At 38.8% G+C, this 15102-nt stretch carries 13 protein-coding genes; 8 read left to right on the forward strand and 5 right to left on the reverse strand.

The window, feature by feature from the left end; genetic code table 11:
* Positions 1-3: 3 nt before the first annotated feature.
* Positions 4-1530, reverse strand: coding sequence for an OmpA family protein (locus BM141_RS14770; protein WP_091547996.1), 1527 nt, complete (start codon positions 1528-1530; stop codon positions 4-6).
* A gap of 206 nt (positions 1531-1736) precedes the next feature.
* On the opposite strand from BM141_RS14770, the gene proB reads away from it, so the two are divergent.
* Entirely contained in the window at positions 1737-2807 is a 1071-nt protein-coding gene (gene proB / locus BM141_RS14775; protein ID WP_091547998.1) for a glutamate 5-kinase, read from the forward strand.
* A 16-nt stretch (positions 2808-2823) separates the two neighbouring features.
* Here the strand turns inward: proB and BM141_RS14780 are convergent, their stop codons facing one another.
* The 3 genes from BM141_RS14780 to BM141_RS14790 form a co-directional block, all read right to left on the reverse strand.
* The gene (locus BM141_RS14780) at positions 2824-4164 is read right to left on the reverse strand and encodes a serine hydrolase domain-containing protein (protein WP_091548000.1); all 1341 of its coding nucleotides are present in this window, start codon (positions 4162-4164) and stop codon (positions 2824-2826) included.
* 60 nt (positions 4165-4224) lie between these two features.
* On the reverse strand, positions 4225-5085 hold the full coding sequence (locus tag BM141_RS14785; protein ID WP_091548077.1) for a hypothetical protein: 861 nt from the start codon (positions 5083-5085) through the stop codon (positions 4225-4227).
* A gap of 191 nt (positions 5086-5276) precedes the next feature.
* On the reverse strand, positions 5277-6749 hold the full coding sequence (locus BM141_RS14790; RefSeq protein WP_091548002.1) for a xylulokinase: 1473 nt from the start codon (positions 6747-6749) through the stop codon (positions 5277-5279).
* A 178-nt stretch (positions 6750-6927) separates the two neighbouring features.
* On the opposite strand from BM141_RS14790, the gene BM141_RS14795 reads away from it, so the two are divergent.
* A complete protein-coding gene (locus tag BM141_RS14795; RefSeq protein ID WP_091548004.1) occupies positions 6928-8145 on the forward strand; it encodes a PQQ-dependent sugar dehydrogenase in 1218 nt (405 codons plus the stop codon).
* A gap of 2 nt (positions 8146-8147) precedes the next feature.
* Here BM141_RS14795 and BM141_RS14800 read toward each other — a convergent pair whose 3' ends face one another.
* Positions 8148-8402 carry a YkoF family thiamine/hydroxymethylpyrimidine-binding protein gene (locus BM141_RS14800; protein ID WP_091548006.1) on the reverse strand — a complete coding sequence of 85 codons (255 nt, stop codon included), beginning with the start codon at positions 8400-8402 and terminating at the stop codon, positions 8148-8150.
* A gap of 81 nt (positions 8403-8483) precedes the next feature.
* On the opposite strand from BM141_RS14800, the gene proC reads away from it, so the two are divergent.
* The 6 genes from proC to BM141_RS14835 all read left to right on the forward strand — a co-directional run bounded on the left by proC (position 8484) and on the right by BM141_RS14835 (position 15051).
* On the forward strand, positions 8484-9284 hold the full coding sequence (gene proC, locus BM141_RS14805) for a pyrroline-5-carboxylate reductase (protein WP_091548008.1): 801 nt from the start codon (positions 8484-8486) through the stop codon (positions 9282-9284).
* Between the two features lie 147 nt (positions 9285-9431).
* Entirely contained in the window at positions 9432-10526 is a 1095-nt protein-coding gene (locus BM141_RS14810) for a DUF4837 family protein (RefSeq protein ID WP_177217399.1), read from the forward strand.
* Positions 10527-10626: 100 nt separating this feature from the next.
* Positions 10627-10878 (forward strand): hypothetical protein, encoded by a 252-nt coding sequence (locus tag BM141_RS14815; protein ID WP_091548012.1) that lies wholly within the window; start codon positions 10627-10629, stop codon positions 10876-10878.
* Positions 10879-10942: 64 nt separating this feature from the next.
* A complete protein-coding gene (arsN2, locus tag BM141_RS14820) occupies positions 10943-11413 on the forward strand; it encodes an arsenic resistance N-acetyltransferase ArsN2 (protein ID WP_177217400.1) in 471 nt (156 codons plus the stop codon).
* A 162-nt stretch (positions 11414-11575) separates the two neighbouring features.
* Positions 11576-13141 carry a sodium/sugar symporter gene (locus BM141_RS14825; protein ID WP_091548016.1) on the forward strand — a complete coding sequence of 522 codons (1566 nt, stop codon included), beginning with the start codon at positions 11576-11578 and terminating at the stop codon, positions 13139-13141.
* 263 nt (positions 13142-13404) lie between these two features.
* Positions 13405-15051, forward strand: coding sequence for a S41 family peptidase (locus tag BM141_RS14835; RefSeq protein ID WP_091548020.1), 1647 nt, complete (start codon positions 13405-13407; stop codon positions 15049-15051).
* Positions 15052-15102: the final 51 nt, after the last annotated feature.

A 15102-nucleotide genomic window follows, 5' to 3' on the forward strand; every position in this document is an offset into this window, starting at 1 on the left:
AAGTTATTTTTTCAAGATTTTCATCTCCACCCTTCTGTTTTTCTGTCTTCCCGGTTCCGTCCTATTGTCTGCGATAGGTCTGTCGCCGCCGTAAGCTACCGTTTTGATACGAGATTCTTTGATGCCTTCCTTAATCAGATAATTTTTAACGACAATAACCCTTTGTTCGGAAAGTTTTTGATTTTTTGCGGGGTCGCCTACGTTGTCTGTATGCCCTGAAAGTTCTATTTCTACTTTGGGGTACTTTTTCATAAACTCCAATAGTTTTTTCAATTCATCATAGGAACTTGGCAAAAGTTCTGGGCGACTTTGCCTGAACAAGATATTTTCTAATTGAATAATATCTCCTTCATGTACTTCCTCAATCTTGATGTCTTTCAATACATCTTTCTTAGGTTCTTCTTTGACAGGTGGCGTAATTACCACTACGGGAGGTTCTTCTTTTTTAGGTTCTTCCTTCACGGGAGGTGGCGTAATCACTGCAACAGGAGGAGTTTCTTCTTCTTTTTTCTCTCTCCATAGGTTTACTGTGCCGTCATAGCTTGCGGTAGCGATGACATTTTCCGTGGGGCTAAAGCGAGAAATTCTCACTATGCGTGTATGACCTGTTAGCGTGCTAATTTGCTTCCCGCTCCCTACGTCCCAAAGTTTGGCAACTGTCCCTGAGGCAGAACTTACCAGATATTTGCCATCCTTACTAAAAGAAGCCCCACTGTAATTTCCCGGGACAGTTACTTGGAAGCTATTGGTAATTTGCCCTGTGGCACTGTTCCATATATTGACCTTTCCGTCATCGCTCCAAGTAGCTACTGTATTGAGTTGCGGTCCTACTACTACGTCGTTCAAATAACCCTCGTCATAGCGAAAATATTTGGCTAAAACATCAGTTTTCAGGTCAATAAAATCCACCAGATGTCCTACGGTAATCACCAAGTATTTTTCATCTCCAGAGATACACCCTCCTGTAATTGTACCATACCAACGTCCATCTTCGTAATTGGTGGAGAATACTGCATCGGCAGGGCGAATACTTCCTGAGGCATCAGGCTGTATTTGTCCTTTCATAATGTAGCCATTATCTCCCCCAAAATAGACATATCTACTGTCAGGAGAAAACACGACAAAGGAAGAGGAAACAAGCTCTCTCCCGTCATAGTTTACAAAGGGTTTGTTTTTGAAGGTGGCTAAAAGTCTCCAAGATTTAGTATCCCAAACTGCTACACTTCCGTCTTCGCTTGTGCTTGCCAGCATAGAACCACTTTTATTGAAAGTTACTTCTAATACTCTCCTTGTATGACCATTGATAGATTTTTCTAATTTTCCTGTTTTTACATTCCAAATCAGGATATTACCAAACTGGTCGCCACCTGCCAAATATCTGCCATCTGGATTAAATCTTATATTTTGGACTTCGCCTTTATTACCTTGTAGGTTAAATTCTATCTTGTACTCCTGTGCCTTTCCCTTCCTAAAAGGCAAAACAGCCCCAAGTAATAAAAAAGCTAATAGGAAAAATCTGTGTCTTATCATCTCATTATATAGTTATACGATTGTATGAAAAAGGACATTAGAATATATAAAAAGTTGCTTGTATCGTCTTTTTCTACAAAAATACAAAACTAATCCATGTACTTTTCATAAAGAAAAACAAAATTTAATCCAAGACAAATGCTATCTTTGTCTATTTTTGAATATTTAACAAAGTAAAAATTTGTTTCGCTAACAGCTTATCATTCATGCTTTATAAAAAAATTGTAGTCAAAGTCGGTTCTAATGTACTTACCCAAGCAGATGGCTTGCCTGATTTGCTGAGAATGAAAAATTTGGTTCGGCAAATCGCAGATTTAAAAAAACAACACATAGCTATCATTTTAGTTTCTTCAGGAGCGGTGGCTTTTGGACGGAGCATTGTCCAAGCCTCAGAAAAAAATGACACTATTGCTCAAAGACAGCTATTCTCCTCTGTGGGGCAGGTAAAACTCATGCAAAAATACAGTGAACTTTTTGCTGAGCAGGGACTTGCCTGCGCACAAGTCTTAGTTACCAAAGAGGATTTTAGGGATAGAAGGCACTACCTGAACATGAAAAACTGTTTGGATACTTTACTTCAAAACAATATCGTCCCTATTATTAATGAGAACGATGTTATTTCTATCACAGAACTGATGTTTACTGACAATGACGAATTGGCAGGTTTGCTTACGAGCATGATGAACGTAGAAGCCCTCTTTATCCTTACCAATGTCAATGGCATCTACAACGGCAATCCTAAAGACCCTCAATCTCAGCTAATTCCTGTGATAGATAATCATATACTTGATTTTGAATCCTTCATTTCTACCGAAAAATCTAACTTTGGTAGGGGAGGTATGGTAACAAAAAGTAATATCGCCAAAAGAGTAGCTAAGTTAGGCATTGCCGTACACATTGTTAATGGGAAAACAGATTTTATTCTTACCGAAACGATGCAAGGCAAATCTCACGGAACATTTTTTAAGCCTCACAAAGAATCATCAAGCATAAAAAAATGGTTGGCTCATGCTGATGGCTTTGTAAAAGGCATGGTCTATATCAATGAAGGAGCAAAGCAAGCATTATTTGAGAATAAAGCAAACAGTTTGCTTTTAGTAGGTATTACAAAAATAGAAGGACAGTTTGACAAGGGAGATATTCTGAAGATAGTAGATGAAAAAGGCTCTTTATTGGGCTTGGGAATTTCGCAGTATGACGACGAGAAAGCCATAGAAAGAATGGGTTGGAAAAATCAAAAACCACTGATTCACTATGATTATTTGTTTCTGTACTGAATAAATGCTAATCTGTTTATTTTATTGCCTTTACTATGTCTTTCACAAACTGGTTTCGGTCAAAATCATTTTCATTGGGCGTGCAACCTAAACGCACAATGACCAATTCCTTAGAAGGAATGATAGTTACGGACTGTCCCTCAAAGCCTAATGCCATGAAAGCATCTTTGGGAAAATCCTTATCTCTCGCCTCGAGCCAAAACTGAGCTGCATACCTGCCGTTGGATTTGGGGGTAGGGGTCTCAGAGTATTTTACCCAACCTTCGGGAAGGATTCTTTCACCTTGCCATATCCCATCTTGGAGAAATAACTGCCCAAATTTAGCCCAGTCTCTTGCGGTAGCGTACATAAATGAAGAACCTATAAACGTTCCCAAAGCATCAACTTCCATGACTGCACTTTTCATTCCTATTTTTTGGAAAAGAGATAGGTAAGGAAAGGCAAGGTAATCTATATGGTTGGGAAACTGTCTGCGTATGATTTCTTGTAAAATATTGCTCGTTCCGCTTGAGTAGTACCATACTTGGTCGGGTTCATTCGCTAACTTACTTGAAAGTGCATACACTCCAGCTCCTTTTTTGCGAAAAAGCATTCGGGTCGCATCGCTGGGTTTGGCATAGTTTTCTTCAAAAGATAAACCACTGCTCATTCGCAAGAGTTGGTCGGTAGTAATGGCTTTGCGTTCATCATTTTTCCATTCGTCTATGGGTGCGGGTTGGTAGATGTTTATTTTCCCTGCCTTGACCAATAACCCCACCATAGCGTTGGTAACGCTCTTGGTCATAGACCAGCCTAAGAGAGGAGTCTGCGGGCTGATAGTGGGTGCGTATTTTTCTGCAATAAGATGCCCCTTGTAAAGCACTACTACTGCTCTGGTGCGAATGATACGGCTTTTTTCTTTCTCCTCGAAAGCATTGTCGATGGCTTGTTGGAGTATATTAACATCAACATTTGGAGGAATAGAATCCAAAGTAAAATCTTGTATGGGCAAAGTGTCTATTACCTGTAAATTAGCTTGCTGTCTTATCTCGGTTTCGGAAATTTCATTGACTAAGGTACACCCCAGTCCTTTCCTGTAAATAGCTTTTGCTTCTGCAAGATGATAGACTTTTGCTATTACCTCTTGCTTAGTTTCATCTATTTGTACCTCTGCCATAGGTACGGCATACAAGTCCTCCGATTTGACGGATTCAAAGGTGCGTCCTGAAACAAAAACACAGGAACATACTGTTTTAGCCGCATAGGAGGCGGCGATATTAGCATATTCTAAGCCAAAATTGAATCCATAGCCCAAACCGATTGACAAAATAATTAGACTACTGATAATAATTTTTTTTCTTTTAGATAATTGTAACACAAGTATATAGTTGTAATTAGTTCTTTTGATTTTTTTATTGAAAAACTCCTGATAAATTTACTACTCGACCTTGATTTTCATGCCTCTTACTCCCATATCTACGACATTTTCATTTTCTAAAGGCTCCCATATCCCATTAGCATTAGTATCTCTCCACTCAAAACTTTTATTGGTGGACAAGGAAATAGTGATGACAATATCTTTATTTTCTTTACCTGCAATTATCAAAGGCGTATCAAATTTAGCAGTAACTACACAAGAACCTGCGGGGATAGGCGAGGTAGCAAAAAGTGGATTGGGAACTGTGGTACGAGCCGCCTGCCCACTGCTAACTCCATAAGGAGTTTCAAATGCCCAATAACCTTGCGAACGATTCCCATTGACTATCAAGCTACTTTCCTTGATTCTATGACTTTTAATATAAGTGCGAAAGCCAATAAAAGACGCTACAGTTCCTTCCAAATCCATATTTAAAGCCCTAAATTTCACACTATAATTTTGATAAGCTAAGGAAACTCTTAAATATTCATACTGCCCAGCGACAATATCTTTGATAGGAATTTCTAAGGCAACTTCTCCTTCTTTTACATTTTTACTTCGTTCAAAATCAATGGCATTTTCTCCACCAGTAGCTACTTCGGGGGCTTGATAAAGAATAGCTCCTTTCCCCAAAGCAGTAAAGGCGGTAGGACTTAGTTCATAATAATGAGCACTTATCAAATTAAAAGCGGGAGATTGTCCTGCATTTCCAGTAGGTATATTAGCAATATTGCCCAAATTATCTAAACGTTCTTGCTGAGGGTCAAATTTGAACTTAAAAATTAATTTTCCCGTGCCTTCTTGCAAAGGATTCGGGTCGCTTTCCTTTTGGCAACTCCATAAAAGTACGATAATGATTAGATAAGAGAAGAGATATTTCATAAACTTTACTGCTAATTTTTTAATTTTAAGTAGCAATTTAACAGCCAGAATGCACAAGAAGCTGAACAAGAAAGTTGATATAAATTTTTAAACTAATACCTGACAAGCCTAATGGTTTTTCTCGGAAGCATCTCCGCCAAGCTAAGACTTGGCGGAAATGCTTGTTTAATTTTGTGATTTGAGTATCTTCATCAAGCAATCAAAGAGTTAAGTTTGCTTAGCCAATTTTGATAGACTTCCTCATATTTTTCTTTTAAGTCTGCTTGTGGCTCTATGGTTTGGGTTTTGTGCAGACCTACAAAAGCCTCTAAAAAAGAGGGATATATGCCTGCACCTACTCCGCCTGCTCTCGCTGCCCCTTGCGAGCCATCTGTGTTATAAAGTTCTACCACGGTATTGGTAGCATTAGCAAAAGTTTGAGCAAAAAGAGGACTTAAAAACATATTGGCATCTCCTGCTTTGACGGTTTTTGCATGCACATCTATCCCTTTCATTACATCGAAGCCGTAACGCAGGGCAAAAACAATTCCCTCTTGGACAGCCCTTGCCAAATGTGCTTTGGTGTGTAGGTTAAATTGCAAACCTAAAATATTTCCTCCTATTTCCTTGTTAGCCAATACTCTCTCAGACCCATTACCAAAGGGAAGGATACAAAGTCCATCTGCCCCTATTGGTGCTTGGCTGGCTAATTGGTTGATGGCTTGGTAGGAGGTCTGCTCAGAAAATACATTTCTTCTCAGCCAAGAGTTTAAGATACCTGTTCCATTGATACAGAGAAGAATACCTGCTTTGTGATTGACGTGTAAGAAAGTATTTACCCTTGAAAGTTTATCGTACTGGAAGCTATCACTTACGCCATATACTACGCCAGAAGTGCCTGCGGTAGCGGCTACTTCCCCCGCATTTAGCACATTAAGAGAAAAAGCATTATTTGGCTGGTCGCCAGCGCGATAAGCTATCCAAGTTCCTGCTTCTAAACCCAACTCTTCGCTTGCTTTTTTACCTAATTGGGCTTGCTGTCCAAAAGAAGGCACGATAGTAGGCACTAAGAATCTGTCAATGCCGTAGTATGCCAAAAGAAAATCTGCTATCTTCTTTTCTTTGAAATCCCACAAGATTCCCTCAGATAAGCCCGAGGCGGTGGTTTGTACTTCCCCACTCATTTTCATAGCGATATAATCTCCCGGAAGCATGAATCTATACGCTTGGGCATATAAATCTGGCTCGTTTTCTTTTACCCATTTTAGCTTAGAAGCGGTAAAATTAGCTGGTGAGTTGAGTAAGTGAGCCAGACACTGCTCTTCTCCAATCTCACCAAAAGCTTTCTCCCCAATTTGCACTGCCCTACTATCGCACCAAATAATAGAGGGACGGAGTGGTTGCAAATCTTTGTTTACCACTACCAAGCCGTGCATTTGATAAGAAATTCCTATGGATTTGATGTCTTGCTTGCTTACTCCTGATTGGTGCAGTAGTTGTTGGGTAGCCTGTTTGACGTACTCCCACCATTTGTCAGGGTGTTGCTCTGCCCAGCCTGCTTTGAGGGCAATCATTTCCATTTCGCTTGAGGGTGCGGTAGCAGAGGCTTTTACCTTGCCTGTCTCAGCTTCTAACAAGGTGGCTTTGATAGAAGAACTACCAATATCATAACCTAAGAGATACATTTTGAAATAGTTATAATTTGAGAAAGATATAAGTTATTAGTTTAGGCTTTGAAGTTAGAGATTTTTTGAATGAAATTACTTATTTCTAACAAAAAGCAATATGTTTCGTTAAGATATAAAACTATATCAACATTTGGCTTTGCTTTTTTCTTTAACCACTTTAAAAATTGAATTGACTATGGAAAAACAAATCAAATTTTCTTCAATCATCTTATTAGCTTTCTTACTGCTCGTGATAGTAGGTGTTTGCGCTTGTAAAAAAGAGGCTCAAGAACCTGATATTGTAGATACAACCCCTTTGAACCCCGCACAATGGCAAACTTTTGATGCTTTCCCTACACTTTCGTTTCGCGCCCCTGTGGACATGACTCATGCGGGCGATGGAACGAATCGTATTTTTGTGGTAGAGCAGGCAGGAAGGATACAAGTATTTCCGAACTCTACTAACGCTACTCAAAGTACGTTTTTAGATATTACTTCAAGAGTGCTTTCTGGAGGTGAATTAGGTTTGTTGGGCTTAGCATTTCACCCTGACTATCGCAACAATGGGCTACTTTTTATCAATTACACGCGAAGGAATACCAGCGGTCAGACAGAATCTGTTATCTCTCGTTTTAGGGTAAATAGTGCCAATCCCAATCAGGCAGATGCAAATAGCGAACAGATTTTACTTACTTTTCCGCAACCCTTTGCCAATCACAACGGCGGGTCTATTTTCTTTGGCAACGATGGGTTCTTGTATATTGCCTCTGGCGATGGTGGCAGTGGAGGCGACCCTCAAAACAACTCTCAGAACTTGGGTAATTTGCTTGGTAAGATTTTGCGGATAGACGTAAATCGTACCGAAGGTAACTTGCAATATGCTATTCCCTCTGACAATCCTTTTGTTAGTACGCCTAATGCACGCAGAGAAATCTATGCCTACGGACTTCGCAATCCTTGGAAAACTTCTCTGGACAGACAATCAGGGCGTATTTGGTCGGCAGATGTAGGACAAAATGCAAGAGAAGAAGTAAACTTAATAGAAAAAGGAGGGAACTATGGCTGGAGATTTCGCGAAGGGAAAATTTGCTACAATCCTGCGGCTAACTGTCCCTCACAAGACTTGGTAGAGCCGATTTGGGATTATAGCCATGCTGAGGGTCGGTCTGTAACAGGAGGATATGTATATAGAGGAAGAAAGTTCCCAGAACTGAGAGGAAAATACATTTATGGAGATTACATCAGTGGTAAAGTTTGGGTACTTACTTACGATGAGGCTAACAAAACAGTAAAAAACGAAGACCTACTCCAAGTCTTAGGGGCTATTTCTTCTTTTGGGCAAGACGAGGAGGGAGAAGTTTATGTTTGTAATTATCAGTCAGGCAAAATATTAGGCATTAGGAAAACTCAATAAGGCTATTTCTGCTTATACTTGAGTTCACCTCTGCCCATTTTCATGACCAATACGGCTTGCTGTTTTTCATAAATTGTTGTCATTTCTTTTTCAATAGAGGTCATTACTTGGTTGATTTCTCCAAAAATCTGTGTACTCATACCATTGGTAATGACCTCTAATTGTGTGTTTTGGCGGATATTAGCAATAAAATCTAAAATAATCTGCTCGTAGTTTTCGCTAAGCGGATACAAGCTAATTTCTACACTAATTTTCATAAGTAAGCCTATATTTATTTGATAAAGTTCTCTATTTTTGAAGCCTTATTACAAATCTCATAAAAATTAATTAACAAACAAATGAAGATTTTGATTATTGGCGGCGGAAACATGGGCAAGACTTATGCAGATAGTTTTCTCGCTAATCATGCTATTCAAAAAGATGACTTATACATTTTGGAGCATTTTGAGGAAAAAGTCAATTATTTCAAATCTATTGGCTTCAAGAATGTATTTTTCCAACCAGACGAATACATTAAAGCCATGGATTTGATTATTTTGGCTATCAAGCCCCAAGATACGCAAGCCCTTTTTCCTAAGATTAGTCCTTATATACAAGAAGGACAGACCGTGCTAAGCATCATGGCAGGGGTACGCATAGAAACCTTGAAAAAAGAACTCCCAACCAAGAAAATAGTTAGGGCGATGCCAAATCTTCCCGCTCAGATAGGTATGGGTATGACGGGCTTTACATCGGCAGAGGAAGTAAGCAAGGAAGAGGTTTTCAATATCCAAAACTTATTGAATACTACGGGTAAGTCTTTGTATTTTGATGATGAGAGCAAGTTAGATGCGGTTACGGCTATCTCAGGGAGTGGACCTGCCTATGTGTTTTATTTCATGGACGCTATGATAGAAACTGCTATGCAAATGGGCTTTACCAAAGTGCAAGCAGAATTATTGGTAGAGCAAACGTTCATGGGAGCAGTACATTTGCTTAATATTCACAATATTAGTTGCAAAGAATGGATAGCAAGGGTAGCCTCTAAGGGAGGTACTACTGAGGCGGCATTGGTGCAGTTTGCTAACTTAAAACTCAGCAATGCAATTCAAGAGGGGCTAAAGGCGGCAAAGCAGCGAGCTACTGAATTAGGAAAGTAAATTTTTGTTAATCGTGTAACTTTTAGGGTGGCTTTGATATTATGGTAATGTTTAGCCACGAATGACACGAATTTTCACGAATGGTTCAAGGTTTAGCCACGAATGACACGAATTTTCACGAATGGATTTATAAATCAAAAAACAATAATGAAATACACTATAGCTTTTATGAAACTTTGCTTACTTGCTTTTACTGCTATCTTTCTGTTTGCGTGTAGCATGGAGCGCAGCGCAGAAAATGGAAATTTAGTGCCTTCCAGAGGAGATAGTGGGGAAATTTTACTTTTCATGGACTCTACCAAGTGGGAAGGAGAGTTAGGTAAAGCAGTAAGAGAAGTATTCTCTGCACGCCTTGCGGGAACGCTGAGAGAGGAGCGAATTTTTACGCTCCGCTATATCAATCCATTAGCCCTGAATGATGTACTAAAATCACATAGAAATATTGTGATGGTTACTTCGTTGGAAAGCAGTTCTAAGGAAACACGCAAACTCAAAAGTTTTTATACCGAAGAAAGCCTAAAAACTATAGAGCAGACAGATAGCTTGTTTATGCTACTAAAATATGAGCAATTCGCCAAAGACCAGATTTTACTGTTTTTGTTTAGCAAAACAGACCAAGGGCTTATTAAGCAGCTCAAAGCCAATAAGGAACGACTGCAAGAAATTTTTAACAGTGCAGAGGTTAGAAGACTATCGCAAAGACTTTATAAAGCCAAAGAGCAAACGAATATAAGCAAGCAAATAACAGAAAAACATGGATTCAAAGTAAGAATTCCTTTTGGTTATGAACAAGTTGTGAATGAGAAAAGTACAGACGGTAAGGAGGGCTTCCTTTGGCATCGTTTGTTAGACCCTGAAATAGATAAGTCATTTTTTGTAGCTTACAAACCTTATGAAAACCAAAATCAGTTTGAAAAAGATAGTATTATCAGTTGGAGGAATCAAATCTGCAAAAAATACCTCTATGGCGACCCTGACAACAAAGAATCGTATGTAGTTACAGAAACTTTAGAACCTCCTGTATCTAAGCCCCTTATGGTCAAAGGTAGATATACTATGGAAACGCGCGGACTTTGGAAAACCAATAATATTTCTATGGGAGGCTCCTTTATCAGCTATGTTTTTACAGACAATAAAAAAGGCAGAATTTATTACGCAGAAGGTTTTGTCTATGCCCCATCTAAGATGACTAAACGAGAGTATATCAGGGAGTTGCAAGTAATTCTGACGAGTATAGAGTAAAGTTGATATAATTTTTCTAAGATTTTTATAATAACCAAACAAGATTTGCGTTTTTTTAACAAAATCTCTATCAACTATTTTACTTAAAATACGTAATACAATGTTTGGTTGGTTTATTGCTTTTTTCCTAATAGTTACTTCTCTGGGAGGGGTAATTAGGATACTGAGAGAGAGGAACTACTCTCCTATGCTTACAGAATTTATTTTTGTGATTTTAGTGGTGGCTGTTTTTGCAGGGGCGTTTTATTTTTTCTGCTCATGGTTAGGGTGGGTAGGCATTATCCCTGCATTAATCTCTGCAAGTTTTGTTTTCCAAATCTTAGATAAGATGGGCTATGAGATGCCTAAATAATTACTAAAATCCAGCGTCTAACATTTATCAAAACCAATCACTTCAATAAACTTTTATATCTAAATTGCAAGAAAATAAATATCATAGTGAATCGCAAGACCTTACTTTTCAGAGAGTAACTTCTGAGGAAGCTAAAAAGGTTTTTGTGGCTCAACTAATAGAAGCCCAACTTCCCTATGCAGACTTAGGGGAAGCAACGGAACTTTTTGTACTACTTGATGCTGAGAATAAAGTCATAGGTACTGCGGGCTTAGAATGGTATGGGCAAAATATCCTACTTCGCTCAGTAAGTGTATCAAAGTGTTCTCAAGGCAAAGGTATTGGAAAACAAATTCTACTTGAAACAGAGGGTATTGCCCGTAGTCGTCAGGCAAAGGGTATTTATTTACTAACAGAAACCGCCAAGGACTTTTTTGAAAAGAATAACTATGTGATTACTCCTCGCCAATCCATTCCCCAAGAAGTACTTACTTCTCCACAATTCACCTCTACTTGTCCCTCTACGGCTACGGCTATGGTGAAAATGCTTATCTGACCTTTACAAATTCATCTTTTCTATGACTTTTGATAAAAATATGTTTTTTATCAAAAATTACCACTTCGAGTACTGAAATGTAGATACAAATTTTTATCATAGCAGACTCAAAGCAAGTAAAATTTGTAAGTACACTACATTACCATTTTTAACAGAGTAAATATGAAATTTTCAGAATTAGACATTGCTGTTTTTGTTGGCTACTGTTTGCTCATAGTAGCCGTAGGTCTTTGGGTATCTCGCGACAAAAAAGGGCATCAAAAAGACTCCAAAGATTATTTTTTAGCAGGTAGTACGCTTCCTTGGTGGGCAATAGGTGCTTCGCTGATTGCCTCTAACATCTCTGCCGAGCAGTTTATCGGAATGTCAGGCTCAGGATACGCTTTGGGCTTAGGCATAGCTACGTATGAGTGGATGGCAGCCGCTACCCTTTTGGTCGTGGGCAAGTTTTTTCTTCCCATTTTTTTAGATAAAAAAATTTATACCATGCCCCAATTTTTAGAAATCCGCTACGATAAGCGCGTAAGAACGAGTTTAGCGGTTTATTGGCTTCTGGTATATATTTTTGTCAATCTGACATCTGTGTTGTATTTGGGAGCTTTGACCTTGAAAACGGTCATGGGCATAGATTTGACTATAGCCATTATTTGTTTGGCTATTTTTTCCTTAGTTTATTCTATATATGGAGGGCTAATGGCTGTAGCTTGGACAGATGTAGTGCAGGTTGCCTTTTTGGTGCTGGGAGGTTTGATAACTACCTATTTGGCATTGGACACGCTGAGCGAAGGAGCAGGAGTATTTACAGGACTTTCTACTTTGCTGGCAAAAGCACCAGAGCGATTTGATATGATACTCGATAGTTCACACCCAAGCTACAAGGACTTGCCCGGTATTAGCGTGCTGATAGGGGGAATGTGGATTGCTAACTTGAACTATTGGGGTTGTAATCAGTACATTACGCAAAGAGCCTTAGCCGCCAAAAATCTTTCAGAAGCACAGCGAGGGATTATCTTTGCAGGCTTCTTAAAACTCATTATGCCTTTGATAGTAGTGATTCCGGGGATTGTGGCTTTTGTGCTGAAGCCTGACCTACCTAAGGCAGACGAAGCCTATCCTTGGCTGTTGAATAGTTTTGTTCCTGTTGGGTTAAAAGGATTGGCATTTGCGGCATTGGTCGCCGCAGTAGTGTCTTCTTTGAGTTCGATGACCAATAGCATCGCCACTATTTTTTCTATGGACTTATATAAAGAATATATCAAAAAGGAAGCCAGCGAAGCAAACTTAGTTTTTACTGGACGCATGATTGGGATAGCGGCTATGGTCGTAGCCATTGTAGTTGCTCCTTTCCTTTCTACCTTAGACCAAGCTTTCCAATTCATTCAGGAGTTTACAGGTTTTGTAAGTCCGGGGGTGGTAGCCATTTTCTTGCTTGGTCTTTTCTGGAAAAAGACTACGGCTAATGCGGCACTCTGGTCAGCTATTTTGTCTGTGCCTGTATCCTTGCTGTTTAAGTTTCTGCTTCCAGACTTGCCTTTTTTAGACCGCATGGGCGTGATTTTTCTATCTTTATGTGCTTTGATGGTGGGTATTAGCTTGTATGAAAGCAAAGTAGAAAATCCCAAAGGCATTGTGCTGAATAAAAAACTTTTCCATACAGACATAGTATTTAATGTAGGGGCAATCACTATTTGCATCATTCTTGCCTTTTTGTATGCACGCTTTTGGTAGGTTCGCTTTTTCAAAAAAGTAAAAAGTAAAATATTATATATAAAGCCTCTCCTATTTTCTTACCACAATTTTGGCTGAGGCTTTGCATAACTTTGCTTAAAATTTGAATATTAGTACTAAAATACTTATTTTCGTTAGTCGAATTTATTTGATAAAAACCATACTTGCTACAAGTGATTACTATAAACAAGACATAATCAACAAAACAATCTATTTATGTATATTCATCGCTTTTATTTTACAGCAAAATTTTAGTTTTTCTTATGAAGAAAAAAACGCTTTACCTCTTTATTGCCGCTTCCTTATCGCTTTTAGTGGCATACAATTCACCTGACGACCATTACTTCGAGGTGATGAAAAATTTAGAAATTTTTGGCTCTTTGTTCAAAGAAGTCAATACCTATTATGTAGATGAGATTAGCCCTAACGAACTCATGAATGAAGGTATTAATTCTATGCTCAACTCCTTAGACCCCTATACAAACTACATTCCCGAAGACCAGATAGAAGACTACCGCATCATGACTACAGGGCAGTATGCAGGTATAGGTATAGAAACTATTACAAGAGAAGACGGGAAAACGCTGATTACCAAGCCTATGAAAGGCTTTGTAGGCGAAAAATCGGGTTTACTCATCGGCGACCAGATTTTAAAAATAGATGGCATTGATGTTACTACCAAAAATGGTAATGAAATTAGCCATTTGCTTAAAGGACAAGCTGGCTCTCCCATAGAAGTAGTAGTAAAGCGATTTGGGAGTGATAAACCATTGACTTTCAAAATGGTCAGAGAAAAAATATCTACGACTAATGTGCCTTATTTCGGTATGGTGAGTAATGAAGTGGGGCTGATTCAACTTACTGATTTTACCTATAATGCCAGCAAAGAGGTTAAAGATGCACTTTTAAAACTAAAAGAACAAGGGGCAAAAAATATCATTTTAGATTTAAGAGATAATCCTGGGGGCTTGCTGGGTGAGGCAGTAAATATTTCTAACCTATTTGTTCCCAAAGGAAGCGAGATTGTAAGCACTAAAGGCAAAGTAAAAGAATGGAACAAAAAATACAACGCCCTGAACAATGCCTTAGATACAGACATACCTTTGACGGTGCTTATCAATAGCTCGAGTGCTTCTGCGGCAGAGATTGTTTGTGGAGTTATCCAAGATTACGATAGAGGGGTTCTCATAGGACAGAATAGCTTTGGAAAAGGTTTAGTACAGGTAACTCGTTCTCTTTCTTACAATTCTAAACTTAAAGTTACCGTAGCCAAATATTATATCCCAAGTGGAAGGTGTATTCAAGCGGTAGATTACAGCAATCGCAATCCTGACGGAAGTGTGGGCAAAGTACCTGATTCTCTCAGAGTAGCCTTCAAAACAAAAATAGGTAGAGTAGTATATGACGGCGGTGGAGTAAAACCAGACATAGAGAACGAAAAACCTCACGTTCCCCAAATTCTGTCTGTTATGCTTCGCAAGGGGCTTATTTTTGATTATGCCACGGAGTTTAGAGTAAAAAATGCAAGCATCGCTCCCGCCAAAGAGTTCAAACTGTCTGATGCGCAATACCAAGATTTTGTTAAGTGGTTAGCTAACAAAGACTTGGACTATAAGACCAGAGTAGAGAGAACTATAGAAAGTCTTGAAAAAACAGCCAAAGAGGAAAAATATTATGACGATATTAAGCCGCAACTCAATACGCTAAAAGATAAGCTATTCCACAACAAAGACAATGATTTGCAAAAGTTTAAATCGGAAATCAAAGAAGAATTGGAAAAGGAAATAGCAAGTCGTTATTACTTTGCAGATGGACGTATGGAAGCCTCTTTTGATGATGACCCTGATATCAAAGCTGCTTTGGCACTTTTCAAAGATGAGTCAAAGTATAAAAAGATTTTATCAAAATAGGGAATTGCAACTTGCGAAGCAGTTATTAGCAAAGAGGCAGTCCAAAAGTTG

The sequence above is a fragment of the Thermoflexibacter ruber genome (assembly GCF_900113045.1).
In the GTDB taxonomy this organism is placed as follows: Bacteria; Bacteroidota; Bacteroidia; order Cytophagales; family Thermoflexibacteraceae; genus Thermoflexibacter; species Thermoflexibacter ruber.